The organism is Faecalicatena contorta (genome assembly GCF_022835095.1).
In the GTDB taxonomy this organism is placed as follows: domain Bacteria; phylum Bacillota; class Clostridia; order Lachnospirales; family Lachnospiraceae; genus Faecalicatena; species Faecalicatena contorta.
Window position 1 is genome coordinate 4221108 of the sequence record NZ_BQNQ01000001.1, and the last position, 16781, is coordinate 4237888.

Below are 16781 nucleotides of genomic sequence, written 5' to 3' on the forward strand. Positions count from 1 at the left end.
GGAGATTATGTATAATGTTTATAGAAGATTTTGATGCAGGCAAGATGGTGGATGAGATCCAGAATAAAAACGGCAGAATTACAGAGGTTTATTTTGTCGCATGCGGAGGCTCTCTTATTGATTTATACTCCAGTAATTATTTTGTAAATAAAGAATCCGTTACCATGGTCGGGGAGTGGATTCCGAGCAAAGAATTTGTCCTGACACCGCCAAAGCGTCTGGGCAGCCACTCGTTAGTCTTTATCTGCTCACACGGAGGACATACACCGGAAACTGTGGAAGCCGCCGATGCTGCCGCCGATGCAGGGGCATTTGTGATTACTTATACGCACGACGCCGAAAGTAAATGCGCAGACAGCAAATACCATGCTATTGTATACAAATGGGTCGACGAGACCTTGCAGAAGGATAAACCTATGTGTATAACCTATGCGGTTTTAAATGAATTGATCCACCGCCAGGAACCCGAATATAAGCTGTATGAGGCTATGAAAGACGGTATTGTTAAGTGTGACCAGATCATCCGGGATGCCACAAACAAATATCAGAACAAAGCATGGAATTTTGCTGAACACTATTATCAGGCGCCGTTTCTATATATCATGTCCTCGGGAGCTGCATATGCACAGTCTTACGGTTTTGCTATCTGCTCGCTGCAGGAAATGCAGTGGATGGACTGCTGCTACCTGAATTCGGCGGAATATTTCCATGGCCCGTTTGAGGTTACAGATGAAGACCACTTATATATTTTGATGATGTCTGTCGGCAAAACACGGGAAATTGATCTGAGAGCCAAGGCATTTCTGGATAAATATGCAAAGAAATATGAAATTATCGATGCGGCGGAGTGCGGACTTGAAGGGATTGCCGCGGAATGCGTGGACTACTTCAATCCTCCTTTGTTCTACGAGATGAGTGTATTGTACAGAACAGCAATTCAAAATAAAACCGGACACCCTCTGGATATGAGACGATATATGGGGGTAGTGGAATATTAAATAACACGGCTTGTCCCGGAGATCATTCGATGATTCCGGGATGCCCGTTTTAATTGCAAAGGGGTCTGACCCCTCTGCTCAGGATTAACTGCAAAGGGGTCTGGCCCCTCTGCACACCCTGCACAGGATTGGAGGTTAAAAACATGAAATACGATGTTAGTGTAGTTGGGTTTGGAGATAATGTGGTGGATATCTATACGCACACGAACACACAATATCCCGGAGGAAACTGCGTGAATTTTGCAGTATACTCAAAAATGTTCGGCGCCCGCAGAAGCGCATACATGGGATATTTCGGCGATGATCTGAATGCGGATCATGTAATATCTGCTCTGCGCACGGAACAGATCGAGCTGGTCAAATGCAAAAAGATTCACGGTGAAAACGGGTATTCCCGCTGCAAATTGGAAGATGGCGACCGGGTGTTCCTGGATTATAACGAAGGCGGCGTAAGAAGCAGGCACATCTACGAATTGGACGAGTTTGATTTGGAATATCTGGCACAGTTTGATTTGGTTCACTGTGGAAACTACTGTTACATGGAGAGCCAGTTATCTAAGATCAAGGAGGCCGGTATTCCGCTATCGTTTGATTTCTCGGATGATTCAACTGATGAGTATTATGAAAAAAACGCCCCACTCGTAACCTATGCCTTCTGTTCATTTGACGGAACGGATAAAGAGGTGCGTCAGCATTTAAAAAAAGTAGCGGCATTTGGGCCGGAAATCGTATGCGCATCCCGGGGAGCGCAGGGCTGTATGCTTTATTCAGACGGGAAGTTCTATACGCAGAAAGCGGCGCCCCTTGAAAAGGTTGTGGATACAATGGGCGCAGGGGACTCCTTACTAACAACATTCATGGTCGGATATCTGGATGCGGTGAAGCACGGCGCGGATCGGGAAGAGGCACTGACCGGAAGCATAGCAAAGGCTGCCGGATTTGCAGCAAACGTCTGCCAGATGGAAGGCGCATTTGGCTATGGAAAAGAAGTGCTGATCGATAAATTGAGAGCTTAGTAAGGGTATAACTCTGACAGATAAAAACGTTTAAATTAGATAGAAATAGAGGAAGCGGAATCCGCTTCCTCTATCTTTTATGTTCTCTGCTGCCCCGTCCGGATTGCAGGGAATTCCCTGACCGCAACTAAAACTCCGTATCGTAGTCCCACGGCTGTCCTCCGGCGATACACCCTCCGTCAACCCGGATTTCCGTCCCGGTAATATAAGAAGATGCATCCGATGCCAGCATGATACACACCCCTGTAATATCTTCCGGATATCCCGGCCTGTCTAAGGCAATCCTTTCCAGCAAATACTTGGAGCGTTCCGGATGCTCCCAGGTAGGTACTGTCAACGCAGTCTGAATATGTCCGGGACTTACACAATTAGCCCGAATATTGTATTTGGCCCATTCTACAGCCATAGACCGCGTTAAGGACAGAACACCGCACTTTGTAGCGCCATATACAGAACAGCCGCCAAGGATACTTCCCGTATTATGGGAACCAATATTAATGATACTGCCTTTTCTTTGATTTTTCATTAATGGGGCCACTGCCTGGGTCACCAAAAAAACACCCTTCAGGTTAATATCCATGATCCTGTCATATGTCTCTTCCCTGACATCCATAAACCCTTCCCGTTTATTGATCCCCGCGCAGTTTACCAGCACATCAATCTGACCATAGGCTTTGCCGATCTTATCGATGCATTCTGTTACGCCAGCCTTATTTGTTACATCCAGCAAATAGCTTGATGCCTTACCGCCCGCTTCTGTTATTTTATTTTGAATATCTGAAAGCAGGTTTTCATTTATATCGCAAAGAGCAATCCGGGCGCCGGCACATGCCATGCCCAATGCAATGGCGCTGCCGATTCCACCCGCTGCCCCGGTAAAAACTACTACTTTATCTTCTAATGAAAACATCTTCTCCAGGTTTTTCCCTACGTTCATTCTTGAATGCCTCCCTTGGCCTTAACACATACATCCGCTGTCTTTTCATAATATTTTGCTATCGCGCTGTGATCCTCCTGTCCATGTCCATCGGCATGAAGCTTTTGAAGCATCTCCATCACACTGGCTGTTAAGGGAAGCGGAACTCCAATTTCATGGCCTGTATCTAAGGCATTGTTCAAGTCCTTAATATGTAAATCGATTTTAAAACCCGGCTTAAAATTCCGCTCCATAATCATTGGGATTTTCGCGTTCATGACCGTAGAACCAGCCAGGCCGCCCTTGATTGCATCAAACACTTTTTCTGGATCAACACCCGCTTTTGTGCTAAGCATAAAGGCCTCGGAAACAGCCGCGATGTTTAATGCAACAATAATCTGATTTGCAAGCTTTGTTGTATTCCCGGCACCAATCTCCCCGCAGTATACTGCACTATTTCCCATCGTCATCAGTATATCATATACTTGTTCAAATACTTCCTTCTTGCCGCCTGCCATGATTGACAATGTTCCATCTATCGCCTTTGGCTCACCTCCGGAAACAGGGGCATCCAACATTTCAACCCCCTTTTCTGCGCATGCGGCATAAATCTCCTGGGAAGCTAAGGGTGCAATTGAACTCATATCCACTAAAATGCTTCCGGCCAATGCGCCTTCCAGTATCCCGTCTTTCCCCATAACGGCCGTTTTCACATGAGGCGAATTTGGCAAAACCGTAATTATAATCTTACACTCCCCGGCAACCGCCTTCGCAGATTCGCCTTTTATTGCCCCATACTTTACCATCTGTTCCATGTTTTCTTTTATTACGTCGTAGACAACAACTGTATGTCCTGCTTTTAATAAGTTTGCAGCCATTGGTTTTCCCATGATACCCAGCCCGATAAATCCTATTTTCATGTTAGACTCCTTCCGATCCATCCTCATTGAACAATTTTTTTGTACGCATCTACCCGGCTGCCTGTAAATCCATCTCCTCAACCACTGTCTTAATATGCTCTTTTGTAAGCCCATGATATGCAAGTACATCCTGGTAATTATGCGCGCTGCATCCAAAAGTATCTTCTATTCCTACAAATTCTATTGGGATGCATTCTTTTTTTAGTACCTCGGCTATAGCGCTCCCCAGTCCGCCGACAATGCTGTGTTCTTCTGCCGTAACTACGCCTTTACAGCCTTTTGTAATCTGAATAACTGCATTGGCATCCATAGGCTTTATGGTACTGACATTGACCACTTTCACAGAGATACGGTCCTCCAGTTCCCTTGCCGCCTGCATTGCAAGACCAACCATATATCCGGTAGCAAAAACCACCACCCGGGTTCCCTCTTTTAAAACTGTTGGCTTGCCAATTTTAAACTCCACTCCCTCTTCCGTTACATTTTCGTAGTCATTTCGATTCAGTCTGATATAACATGGGCCTTCCATTTCTGTAACTGCCTTTACGGCAGATTTTGTCTCATTGGCATCTGCCGGTGAGATGACCGTCATATTCGGAATCGCCCTCATAATTGCAAGATCCTCAACCGCCTGATGAGTCGCTCCGTCGCCAAAATCGGAAAGTCCCGAAGAAGAACCACAGATTTTAACATTCAGATTCCCAATGGCAATGGTCTGGCGGATCTGGTCAAATGCCCGCCCTGCGGCAAACACAGCGAAAGAATTGGTAAATGGTATCTTTCCTGTCTGTGCTAATCCTGCTGCAACCGATGTCATGTTAGCCTCTGCAATACCCATCTCATAATGCCTGTCAGGAAATTCTTTTTCAAACATCTTTCCCATTGTGGACCCGCCCAAATCTGCATCCAGCACTACAATGTCCCTATTCTCTCTTCCAAGTTCCACTAACGCTTCTCCATAAGCAATCCTTTGATTTTTACAGCTCATAGCCATCCTCCTCTATGCCAGTTCTTCTAATGCCTGCTCGTAAGTCTCGGCTGTCAGCATTCCATTATGGTAACCGACAACATTTTCTGCAAAACTGATGCCTTTTCCCTTTACTGTATTGGCAATTATCACCGTAGGCCGTTCTCGTTCCAAATCGGCTTCATCCAGAGCCGTAAGAATTTCCACCATATTATGGCCATCAATATCCAGTACATTCCAGCCGAAACTTCTCCATTTATCCGGCAGGGGATTGGAGTCCATGCGTTCCTTTACGATGCCGTTTGCCTGCAGGTTGTTCTTGTCTACAATCGCAATCAGATTATCCGCTTTATAAAATCCTGCTGCCATTGCAGCTTCCCATATCTGCCCTTCTGCCAATTCACCGTCCCCGATCAGTACATATACATTCCTGTCTATACTGTCTGCTTTCAGCCCAAGGGCCATTCCAAGCCCAATTGACAGACCCTGCCCGAGCGAACCGGTTCCGGCCTCTATTCCTGGTGTCTTTCTGACATCCGGATGCCCCTGCAGATAAGAACCGATCTCTTTCGTATTCTTTAGATCTTCCACCGGGAAAAATCCCGCTTCAGCCAAAGCCGCGTACTGCAGAATAGCCACATGTCCTTTGCTAAGCAAGAATCTGTCCCTATCCGTCATTTTAGGATTCCTGCTGTCATAGTGCATCTTATAAAAATAAAGTGCCGCCACAATATCTGCTGAAGAATTGGAGCCTCCGATATGCCCCGCAACCCCGATTCCCATACTGATAATTACATCACGCCTTAATACTTTTGCCTGTTTTGTAAGCCTGCTAATCAGCTCTTCACTGTATTTCATTTTCAAACCCCCTTTTAAAGATCATCAATACTTTCGTATACTACAATTTTTGTACGGACTGTAAAAACAGTGTACAGCCCTTTATTGAAAAGTTACCGTTATTCTAATTTTTGTATTTCAATCTCCCCCTCATATTCCGCACAGAGAACCATATCCTTATCCAGCTTCCCATTCTTGGGCAAAAGAACCCTGAATCGGTATTCATCCCTCGCCGGCTCATAGCTTTGGAAAAACTGCAGCTCTTCACAATTGTCTAATATCGTTACTTTCTTTATCTTTGTTTTTAAGCCGGTTATCAGAATTTCATACGGAAATTCCGGGTATTTAAATACATGTAAAAACATCTTGCTGTCATTGCCGGTTACTCTCCCCCAGCTTATTTCATACTGGAAGTCCATATTTAAATTGCACTTATAGATACTTTCGCCATTGAGGTCAAGCCACCGGCCTGCTTCATCCAGTACTTTACAGCTGCCTTCCGGAACCTTCCCCTTCTCGTCCGGCCCGATATTTAATAACAGGTTCCCGCCTTTTCCTACTACATCTACCAATTTATACAGCACGTCTGCAGCGCTCTTCCAGTTATGATCTACCCGGGAATACCCCCAGGTATCATTCAGGGTCATTGGAGTCTCCCAGTCACCCGGGAAAGAAAGAACCGGGATTTCATTATCCGACATCTGTCTGTAGTCGCCCAGTTTATATCCAATCCGCCCGTTAACCAGGCAGTCTGGCTGCAGGCTCTTTGTATACGCCCTCAATTCCTCACATAATTGGACCGGCATCACATACGGAGTATCAAACCACATAATTCCAACCTTTCCATAATTTGTAAGCAGCTCTTTCACCTGTGGTTTTACTTTGTTATAGAAATATTTTTCAAAATCCTTCTCTTTATCCGGCTTGAAATCCCATTCATTCCCCCATCCATTTTCATCTTCCCAGTCCTGCATCTGAGAGTAGTAAATGCCTAGTATAATTCCCTGTTTTCGGCATTCTTCTGCCAGCTCTTTCAATGGATCCCGTTGAAAGGGCGTGTTCATAATGTTATAATCAGAAACTTCTGAATGGTACATTGCAAATCCGTCGTGGTGCTTTGCTGTAAATACAATATACTTCATCCCCCACTTTTTTGCTTTCCCTACAATATCCTCTGCGTCAAAATCCACAGGGTTAAATGTTTCTGCCAACTTCCTATATTCCTGAAGAGGAATTTCCGCATTTTTCATAATCCATTCTGCCCCATACGGAATCTTTTCCCCTTTATAGACGCCACCAAGCATGGAATAAATTCCCCAATGAATAAATAAACCGTATTTAGCGTCCTTAAACCAATGATCTCTTGCCATTTTCCTTTCCTCCTTCTATCCTTTAACTGCGCCGGACATAACGCCGCTCTGGATTTGATTATGGAATAATACATATATAATAATGACTGGAATAACCGATAAAATAATAAAAGCGTACTGCGGTCCCATCTGCGCCGAAAATTCTCCCCAAAAGGACAGCATCGCCCTTGGAACTGTATACTTGGCCGGATCAGAAATCAGCGTAAGTGAGAAAACAAGTTCACCGTATGCATAGATAAAAGAGAAAATCGCTTCTGTAGCAATAATCGGCTTGCATATTGGCAGTAAAACAGAACGTAATAACCGAAAATCACTACACCCATCTATAATAGCCGCCTCATCAATCTCTCTGCTGACAGAGTCCAGAAATCCGGTGAACAGAAAGATTCCCTGTGCAAGATTAAAGCATACATAAACTAAAACAAGGTAAGCGAAATTATTTTTCAGACCCCAGCTTGCGGCCATAGATGATATGGGAATTAATGTTGAATGGATCGGTACCATGACTCCTACTACAAATAGCATGTAAGCATGTCTCGCAAAGAAAATATTTCTTTTCCTTGAAATCGCATAGGCTGCCATCATTGCTACGATTACTTCTATCACTGTTGTCGACAATGCCACAAGCAGTGAATTCCCAATCGAACGGAAGGAATGTCCCAACTCATTCGCCACCACATAATTCTCTATTTTCCAGTGTATCGGCAGATTCAACGCGCTTCGATACATCTCATCATTTGTCTTAAATGACGAAATAAATACATACAGTAATGGAATAATTGTCGCAAGAAGCCAGACTCCGGCTATTGCATATAATATCAGTTTTTTCCAACTTCTTCTTTTCACTCTTATACCCCCTCTCAATATTCTTCCTGCTTAAATATCTTGTTGCAGCAGATACTTAAAACTACTCCCAGTATTAAGAGTATCATTGCGATCGCTGCACTGCGCCCCATCAATTTAAAGGAATAGGCATTTAAATACAGCAGGATTCCAGGGGTGGAACTGGCCGCATTCGGACCTCCGCCTGTCATAGCCCAAATCATATCAAATTGCTTGATACAGCCTGTAATACATAAGATTGAATAGACCTTAAAAGAATTTTTACATAAAGGAAGCGTAATATAGCGGATTCTCTGCCATGCCGAGCAGCCGTCTATGACTGCCGCCTCATTAAGTGCTTCCGGAATTGTCACCAGGCCGGAACAGAAAATCAGCATATTATAGGCAGCCGACTTCCAGCAGTTTACTAAAGCAACAATCCATACATTTAACCCTGGGGTGTTCAGCCAGTCAAAATCCATGGACTGCAGGCCCAGGTTACGGATAATCTCCATAATAGCCCCATAGTTTGGGTTAATAAGGTTCTTCCACATAACAGCAACAATCGTAGTCCCCAGAATTACCGGAAGATAATAAACGGTTCTAAAAAGGTTTTTCCCCCTGATCTTAGATGTTACCAGAAGAGCCAAGCCATATGAAAGCGGCATCTGTATAAAAAAGCCCACTATAAGAAATATCCCCGCGTTTCCCAGTGAACGCCAAAAAGTTTTATCTGAAAAAATGAATCTGTAGTTTTCTATACCAACAAAAGACTTTTTAACACTAAATATCCCATTCCAGGACTGAAATGATAATATGGCATTACTGATAATAGGATATATTACAAATATAACAAGAAGCGAAATTGCCGGAAGTAAAAACACCGCAGCAATCCAGTAGTCCTTTCTTTTCATACTTTTCCTCCTCATATGAATACATTCAGCCAATGAAGCCGGAATGGATATCACAATTCAAATTCTCTATGAAGAGGACCTCCATTTCTGCCATGCAGCCACACTTTTCATGGAGGCCCTTCCTCTTCTTATTCGTAATTTGCCAGGTTATCCATAATCTCTTTACTTACCTCTTCGGCTGATGAACCGCTTCCCAATAGCTGGAGGGCATTTCTTACCACTGTGAGTTCCGCCGTATTTGTACTTGCCTGTGCCAGTTCCGCAACATAGGCCTCTGTTTGGGACATCAACTCATTACACTCCTCAAACATATAGTTATCAATAATGCCTTCTGATGGGATTACGGAATATGTATTCGCATACTCTTTTACCAAACCATCAACAAACTCCTGGCTTGTCAGCCATTTCACCACTTTTAAGGAAGCCTTAATCTGGTTTACTGATTTATTCATTGTACAGATAAAATAGTTCTGAGAAGCGCCTCCCATATTGGCCGTTTCATATTGAGCATCAAAGTATGGTATCTTAGTCGCATGGATTGTCTGCTTTTTAAAGCACTCGGAATCAGACAGCAATGCCCCGCCCCTGGATAGGTCGATCATGAATGCACAGTCACCTGCGCCAAAATAGGAACGTTCTGCATTTACGTCAACACTTAAAACATTTTCTCCAAAGTATCCTTTGTCCTGCATATTTTTAATCTCCTGAATCAGGCTGACGATTTCAGGACTTTCATATGTAAACTTTCTTTCTGCCAGCTCATTTTCAAAATCTGGTCCATATGACTTTACCGCCATTGCACTCAGAAGATGCCCATACCGGTAATTATCAGATTCCCCTACCATAAAAGGCTGATAGCCATTGTTCTTCAGCACTTCACAGCAATTCACAAGTTCCTCCCAGCTCTTGGGGACTTCCAGATTACATTTATCTAAATATTCCTCGTTATAGTATAAAAGAAGTTCAAATGCTGACCATGGCGCGCCATAAAGACCTTCATGCCCATATCTTCCATAATCGACCATATTCCAATTCGCTTTTACAATTCCATTGTACCAATCCGGATCAGCTTCAAAATATGGCTCAAGGTTTAATACAATGTCAGATTCTACATAGTCCAGGCAGTTGGTTCCTCCATACTGCATAAAGATGTCCGGCGCGTCTCCTGATGCGAGATCTGTTGAAAGCCTGTCGAGGTAGTCATTTTCTTTCATAATAAAAATCGGCTCGATTGTAATGCCATTATTGGATTCATTCCACTCATTCACCTTATCAATAAAATATTCACTCTCCGCATCTCCGCCGTCAGCATTGATACGATGATATAATTTTACAGTTGTTTCTTCTACTTCCATTGCATCAATATCATACCCTGCATCCGCAATATCTCCCTGCGCTTTTTCCTCTTTTTTTCCGCTTCCGCATGCGCACAGCCCGACTAATACGGAGACTGACAGAAGACAAGCTATAATACGTCTCATTCTTTTTTTCATTCTATTCTCCTCCTTTTCCTTTAAAAAGTGCCTTTATACAAATCATCTGTATGTCGCTGTAAACCGTTTTCCCTACTCTTAAAGCCTCTCCTCCCTTCTGTTAAACTCTCACAAATAAGTCTGCCAAACGTTTGAACTGATAGCTCCTGAACACCAATCTGTTATTTGATTGTTGTTAGTTGATACTTGTATTACAGGTATGAGTAGAATATAACATACACTATCATTTTTTTCAATATATTTATTTTATCAAATCTATTTTTGGGTATATTGCACAATCCATTTTTGTTAGTATTCGGTTTCTCTTTCAGTTGAAATATTCATAATTCTTTTCAATGTGTGCATTCATCATTTTTACAGCCTCTTCCTCATTACGGTTTTCAAATGCTTTTATAATCTGCTGATGATAATAAATACCGTTCTCAAACCCCATTTTATCAATTACAGTATCCATTGACTGCTCTAAAACATCCTGCAAAATACTATTTGTTTTTATGAAAAGCGCATTCCTTGTAATCTGGGCGATCTTAAAGTGGAACTTTAGATCTGCCTTGCTAAACCCTTTGATATCAGATTTATCTTTGCACCCCACCATTTCTGCTAGAATAATCTTTAGTTCTTCAATATCTTTTTTCGTTGCCCGGTTCACGGCCAGCTTTGTACAGCCTGTTTCAATGATCTGCCTGAATTCAAACACCTGTGCATCTGACTGGTCTCCTAAATACATAACAGGTATCAAAGCATTCATACTATCTCCGATATCCAGATTCCTGACATATGAACCATCACCAAGCCTTGTTTCGATCAATCCTAATGCATTCAGCTTCTGCAAAGCCTGCCGTACAGTAATCCTGCTTACTTCAAACAGCTCCGCCAATTCATTTTCTGATGGAATTTTGCTTCCAGGCGCCCACTCGCCATCAATCAGCATCTTCTTTAACTGTAATAATACTTGTTCACCTACATTAACCCTTTTAATCGGCTTAATCCCCATCCTGCTACCTCCCATGATCCATAGTTTTTATTCGTCATGCATATTAATAAATCCAGATTGGTGCCGGGATTTTAATTAAATGCATTTGATCCTTGTATGCTGTAATACAGCTAACACTATTATTAATGATTTCAGTTCAATTGTCAATCATTGGATTCAGTTAATAAAATATTATAGGGCTTTAAAAGTAGTGATGATCCATAGAATGTCAAAAATATTTACTCTTACTAAAAAAAGGATGGCCTCAGCTATCCTTTTTTAACAGTTTACGTTTTTATTGGCGACGGTTTTAGCCCCTTATTCCGGATCATCAAAACGGGTTTCAAATCTCCGGTCCGACCATCTTACCTTTTTGTTGCTCCCGGAGTTTCAAGTTTCTTCTCCCCAATTACCTCAGCTAATACCAGTAAGTTACTTGTCTCCGGCCAGCAGCTTCCGTTAAAGACGCCCCCGATACACCTTTCGCTTTCCCAGTCTGACATATTGACTCGCTCACAAATATAGCCCTGCGGCAGTTTTTCCGGCTCTGCCTTAACTGAATCATCATCTAACAGGGCGGCATCCTTCGGTACATCCCACGAATAAATTGGCCGTTTATCTGTAGACATATACTGGCTAATTGTTAAGGTGACGTCTTTGGCAAGCTCCAAATACATGGGATTTTTTGTCCACTTATACACCTTAAATAAGCTATCCCCTGATAACGTACATATTCCTGGGGCTGCATGTTTATTTTGTACGTTAGCAAATACAGCGCCTACCGTCTTCATATCCTTTCTTTCAAATTCACAGTTTTTTGGAAATTTGTAATTATATGAGACAACCCAGCTGCTGCAAAAATTCACCATATGCTTTGCATATTCCAGCCACTTTTCTTCTTGAATCACTTCATAAAGAACTACATAACTTTCCAGCAGCGCAAAAGCTGATTCGCTGTCAGGACACTGGAGTACTTCTCCCGGTCCTCCTGTTGTAAAGCCTTCCATTACAAATTTATCCCAATACATATCCGCACTTTCTCTCGACACTCTCAGATATCTCTCATCAGAAAAGAATTGATATGCAGATGCCAGCGCCCCTGGAACTAATGCGCCTGCAGTCGATCCGCCTACTACAATGCAGCCCGAATTACGATTAATAAACTGCCCAAATTGTCCATATGTATCCCACATTTTTACAAATGCATCTGCTAATTTTTTCGTTCCTTCCAAAAACGGCTCTGGAATCTTAACATTCCGTTCCTTCATCAAACCAAAATGCTTAAATAGAAAATATAACGTATCTGCGCTTCTTCTAATCAGATGCCATTTTTCGGATGCACTTGTTGGATTGCTGGCAGGATTTCCAGAAGAATCACATTCATCCATAAAAAAACCGCTTTCCAGCTGTGTTTTAAAAATATGCTCTAATGTACATATTCCTCGTTTCCACTCCAGCGCCCCTCCCAATTTCATCAATGCGTAGGAAGCTGCCCCTCCCCCTACCCAACCAAGCTGCCACATCTGCCCTGGTTCTTCTACTGTTCCAACGCCGTAAAAGCCACCTTCCGCCCTCCAATTCATTTTATTAAATTTTTCTATTTGTATTTTCACCTGCTTATCAAATGGAAGTGTCTCCGGCCTGTCCGATGGCAACCCCATGCATTTCCTATTTGTGAAAAAGAACTGAAAAAATTCTTGTATATCTCTACAGGGAAATTCAAATATTTTATATGGAATTTCTATTTTGCATCCTTTATTAAAAGCACGTCCCCGATCTTCTTCCTTCCTCATAAAGGGCCATCTATAAATACTATTTCTTCTCATATGTGGATAAGTAATTCCAATTTGTCCATTTTCATAAGATAAACCAAGATTAATTCCATCAATCTCTTGTATCGTATATAGAAAGGCCGCCTTCTTTTCCTCATTTGAATATACTGCTACACATGGAACGCTCACATCTCCAGTAGTTATCTCAATTTTCCCTTTTCCGTCTTTCTTTAACCGCGGAACATCGGTAATTATATTCTCTATGTTTACATCAGCCTCTTCTTCTGTAAACATAGGAGGATAGTTCTTTTTCATGACTGAAAACTGATTCCCTTTATAACAGCATGAAGGAAAAAGCACATATTCATTACCTGTAATTCTCATATTTACTTGATAAGAAAGTTCAATATATGTATCTTGAACATCAGCGTTTACTTTTATATACATCGTATCTTTTTTTTCACATTGCATTACTGAAAAATTATCATTAGATTTTAGCAGAAGCATATCTTTCCCCTCTTTTTGATTTTACTATTATTCTAATTACTCATGGAGCGCTCTATAAATATTTTCTCCTTTGCATTTATTTTAAACGTTTTTATCTCATACTTTCCAAACAAAATTTGTTGTTTAAATCCTAAATATGGAATTTCTATTCTTGTTTCCGCCGCATGGCCGCTGGAATTATAAAGTCTTAACGTGTATTCCTCACTTTCTGTTTGTTTATAAAAAGCCCCCAGTATAATTTCCCTATTTTCAATTATAACTGACGGCTGCACTTCTTTTCCTGCTCCAGAAGGGAAAAAAGAAACGACAAACGGCGGCTGATTGAATCTCGCTGCATCAGAGCTAATATACTTTCGCCGCTCTGTGCAGCACCCTGGCTGCACCTCAAAATGAAAATGACGTTCCCCTTGATCAATTCGGGGGATAGCTCTGTCATCTGTAAGTAATTCCCTTCCTTCTATCGGATGCGCTGAATATGCCGCCGAATGAATCAATGACATCCGCATTCTGCCATCTTTATAGTCACTTCCATATGTGCCATCATTGATGATGGTAAAGCCCATGTCATCCTCTACAGAAAAAATCCCATTCCAGCTTTGAGAAACCATCTCACTTCCATCTGCTGTAAGCTCTTTAACTCCATATGCAGTTTCCCCCATACAGATCCCCTTCTTCAAAGTGGTTGGTATTTCCATCTTCAATACTTTTCCCTTTTCCCCCCATTGGACAGCCACATCGATTCCAATCTTAGAACCTTTCTTTGGCAATTTGTAATGCATTGTCAGATATGAGCTCCCGTATCCCATTACTGCCTCAATTACTGTCCGAACTTTTCCGTCCTCAATCACACGGACATTTGAGATTGTTTTTTGGATTCCAGAATAGAGTTTTCCCTTTTCATCTTCTAAAAGAACAAATCTTCCTTCTTCTTCTCCATAACGGTCGGCTCTCATTCTCCATGGGTCATTGTCACCTTCCAGCACAATTGGACAGAAAGAATTCTCTTTTACAAATTCTTTTCCAAATACTTTCAAACTGTCTATAAGTCCCGTTTTCGCATTGACAATTACTTCTAAATCCTTTGTTATGAACTTGTAATCTTCTTTTATACCAAGACTGAAATCTGGCTTTTCTTTTATATTTTCCAATCTGCAGTCAAAACGGTTCATTTGAGACGGCTTCAATTTTGCATAAAATGAAATCTTCTTGATCCAGTCCAAATTAATATTACAGGATTCTTTTTCTACTTGTGATAACAGTTCCCGTTCTCCCTGAAAAACTCTAGGTATAACATAAAAATCATCCCAATTTTGATCCTGTAGCTGAAATTCACATTCAAATATTCCTTCTAATTCATACGGATGTGGATTGTAAATTAAAATGGGAATTTCCCCTTCCTTCGCAGCTGCCTGCCCTGCAGCCAGCTTGAAAAAAGCTTTTATTTTTAATTTTGACAGTATTTCCAGCCCATGGTCCATAAGCCGAAGCCCCGCCTCTTCAACCGCAGGAATTGCTGAGCCTGGAAGAATATCATGAAACTGGGCTGTCAATAAGTCTTCCTGTGCAGTATGTATATCTATTAATGGATATTCCAAATCCCCGTGTAAACAAGCATGGGAAAACATTCTTTCAACCATGAAAAGTTCATTTTCCAATCGCCTGTGCTTTTGTTTTATACGTATTTGTGAAGTATAACAACCGATCGCCCAACTGTTTAAATCCTTTTCCACAATCGGATATATGTTACCATCTTTTCTCCTTTCGTCAAAAAATTGTTCCGGGGTCGAATGTTTTACTATACGTTCTCTCTGCTCTTCCATAACTTTTTTTAGGCCGGCCATATCAACTCTGGATGGTCCGCCGCCATGATTACCAACGCCCCACAGCAAAAGCCCGTTTTCGGTTTCCTCATGTTCAGTGATCCATTTTCGCGCCTTTTCCTCTGCCTTCCCCAACAGGGAATTATAATGTTCACTGGAGCGGTGAGCCATGATTTGAGAATCATCAAATCCGCACCAAATAAAATCATCATTTGGAAGAAAACAGTTGTCCTGCAGCGGACGACAAAAAACATAAGAATCATAACCACTCTTCTTTAAAATTTGAACCAGCCCTCTGCTGTGTCCAAACGGATCAAAATTTATGGCCGTAGTCGGCTTAACCCCAAATTTTTCCCAAAAATACTTTCGTCCAACCTGAATCTGCCGAATCAAGGACTCGCCGCTTGGCATATTACAGTCTGGCTGAAGATACCAGCCTCCTATGATATGCCACTTCCCCGCCTTTACAAGTTGTTGTATCTTATGGAAAAGCTCAGGCTCGTATTCCTCTACCCACTGGTATAATATTGCTTCATTATGATTAAAAATAAATCCATCATAATCCTCACAGAATTTAGCCGCTGTACGAAATGTTGAAAGCGCTGCCGCGATTCCATCTTCCCAATTCCATAACCATACCGGATCCAAATGAGCATTACAAATTAAATGTAGCTGTTTCATAAATCCACCTGCCTTATCTTTTTCTTATCATTTCATTTTTTATACTTGGTTATTGTCAGATGTCGACTTGTAAAGGACTTTATCCAAGTGCTTCCGGATACTCATTGCACAATAATCTATATGGTTCTTCATCTTCTTCAATGTCTGGAAATCGACCAATCGGCTCATAAAATCGGTTGTCAGATGTATCATCATTACACATAGAGACTTCGCCCAATAAAACTGCACCTGTTCCTTTTTCGGCCTCAAATGCATGATACAAACCTTGATATATAGTAATACTCATGCCTGGAGTCAATTTGATTCTCGTTCCTGCGGGTACATAATATTCTCTTCCGTCACTCAAGACACGGACATCATCCGTTCCCAAACCCTCTTCTGGTGTAGAATTATAAACGATAATAAAAACATTTCCCCCGCCCCGATTGATGATATGCTCCATTTTATTCCAGTGAAAATGCATGGGTGCTTTCTGACCGTCTTCTAACATCAGCAGCTTCTCAGCATATGGTTTCGTATACTTCTCGTCTTTCTGGTTCCCATTTCTCAGTGTAATGAGCGCAAAACCAGTTTCCTTAAAATTATTTAAACCAAAATCAGTAATATCCCATCCCAGCATATTATCCTTAATTTCCTGATATTCTTTCCCCTTTGCATTCCATTCACTAACAGACCAATTGCAAAAAGGGGGAAGTTTATATCCTTCCTTTTTGATCAACCTCTCCATATTTTTTATTATTTTATTAATCTCTGATCTCTTCATTTACGTTTTTTC

General features: G+C 41.8%; 14 protein-coding genes. 2 read left to right on the forward strand and 12 right to left on the reverse strand.

Annotation, left to right across the window (positions count from 1 at the left end):
* Nucleotides 1-14: 14 nt before the first annotated feature.
* Together MWG26_RS18925 and MWG26_RS18930 are read left to right on the forward strand one after the other, a co-directional pair.
* Nucleotides 15-998: a sugar isomerase gene (locus MWG26_RS18925; protein ID WP_025656070.1), complete on the forward strand. Its 984-nt coding sequence runs from the start codon at nucleotides 15-17 to the stop codon at nucleotides 996-998.
* A gap of 143 nt (nucleotides 999-1141) precedes the next feature.
* Nucleotides 1142-2014, forward strand: coding sequence for a PfkB family carbohydrate kinase (locus MWG26_RS18930; protein WP_025656069.1), 873 nt, complete (start codon nucleotides 1142-1144; stop codon nucleotides 2012-2014).
* Nucleotides 2015-2141: 127 nt separating this feature from the next.
* Here MWG26_RS18930 and MWG26_RS18935 read toward each other — a convergent pair whose 3' ends face one another.
* The 12 genes from MWG26_RS18935 to MWG26_RS18990 all read right to left on the reverse strand — a co-directional run bounded on the left by MWG26_RS18935 (nucleotide 2142) and on the right by MWG26_RS18990 (nucleotide 16769).
* Entirely contained in the window at nucleotides 2142-2951 is an 810-nt protein-coding gene (locus tag MWG26_RS18935; protein WP_025656068.1) for an SDR family NAD(P)-dependent oxidoreductase, read from the reverse strand.
* Entirely contained in the window at nucleotides 2948-3871 is a 924-nt protein-coding gene (garR, locus tag MWG26_RS18940; RefSeq protein WP_117440610.1) for a 2-hydroxy-3-oxopropionate reductase, read from the reverse strand. Before garR ends, MWG26_RS18935 begins: the two co-directional genes overlap by 4 nt.
* Before the next feature lie 28 nt (nucleotides 3872-3899).
* Nucleotides 3900-4838 carry a transketolase family protein gene (locus tag MWG26_RS18945; protein WP_025656066.1) on the reverse strand — a complete coding sequence of 313 codons (939 nt, stop codon included), beginning with the start codon at nucleotides 4836-4838 and terminating at the stop codon, nucleotides 3900-3902.
* 12 nt (nucleotides 4839-4850) lie between these two features.
* On the reverse strand, nucleotides 4851-5675 hold the full coding sequence (locus tag MWG26_RS18950; protein ID WP_025656065.1) for a transketolase: 825 nt from the start codon (nucleotides 5673-5675) through the stop codon (nucleotides 4851-4853).
* Between the two features lie 98 nt (nucleotides 5676-5773).
* Nucleotides 5774-7024, reverse strand: a complete 1251-nt coding sequence (locus MWG26_RS18955) for an alpha-L-fucosidase (RefSeq protein ID WP_025656064.1) — start codon at nucleotides 7022-7024, stop codon at nucleotides 5774-5776.
* A gap of 15 nt (nucleotides 7025-7039) precedes the next feature.
* Complete coding sequence (locus MWG26_RS18960; protein ID WP_025656063.1) at nucleotides 7040-7870, reverse strand: carbohydrate ABC transporter permease; 831 nt, start codon at nucleotides 7868-7870, stop codon at nucleotides 7040-7042.
* Nucleotides 7871-7884: 14 nt separating this feature from the next.
* Nucleotides 7885-8760: a carbohydrate ABC transporter permease gene (locus MWG26_RS18965; protein WP_025656062.1), complete on the reverse strand. Its 876-nt coding sequence runs from the start codon at nucleotides 8758-8760 to the stop codon at nucleotides 7885-7887.
* A 128-nt stretch (nucleotides 8761-8888) separates the two neighbouring features.
* Complete coding sequence (locus tag MWG26_RS18970) at nucleotides 8889-10253, reverse strand: ABC transporter substrate-binding protein (protein ID WP_025656061.1); 1365 nt, start codon at nucleotides 10251-10253, stop codon at nucleotides 8889-8891.
* Between the two features lie 307 nt (nucleotides 10254-10560).
* A complete protein-coding gene (locus MWG26_RS18975) occupies nucleotides 10561-11247 on the reverse strand; it encodes a FadR/GntR family transcriptional regulator (protein WP_025656060.1) in 687 nt (228 codons plus the stop codon).
* Nucleotides 11248-11591: 344 nt separating this feature from the next.
* Nucleotides 11592-13505 (reverse strand): hypothetical protein, encoded by a 1914-nt coding sequence (locus MWG26_RS18980; RefSeq protein ID WP_025656059.1) that lies wholly within the window; start codon nucleotides 13503-13505, stop codon nucleotides 11592-11594.
* 32 nt (nucleotides 13506-13537) lie between these two features.
* Nucleotides 13538-16006 carry a glycoside hydrolase family 38 N-terminal domain-containing protein gene (locus MWG26_RS18985; protein ID WP_117440609.1) on the reverse strand — a complete coding sequence of 823 codons (2469 nt, stop codon included), beginning with the start codon at nucleotides 16004-16006 and terminating at the stop codon, nucleotides 13538-13540.
* Between the two features lie 79 nt (nucleotides 16007-16085).
* Nucleotides 16086-16769 carry a D-lyxose/D-mannose family sugar isomerase gene (locus tag MWG26_RS18990; RefSeq protein WP_117440608.1) on the reverse strand — a complete coding sequence of 228 codons (684 nt, stop codon included), beginning with the start codon at nucleotides 16767-16769 and terminating at the stop codon, nucleotides 16086-16088.
* Between the last annotated feature and the right edge of the window lie 12 nt (nucleotides 16770-16781).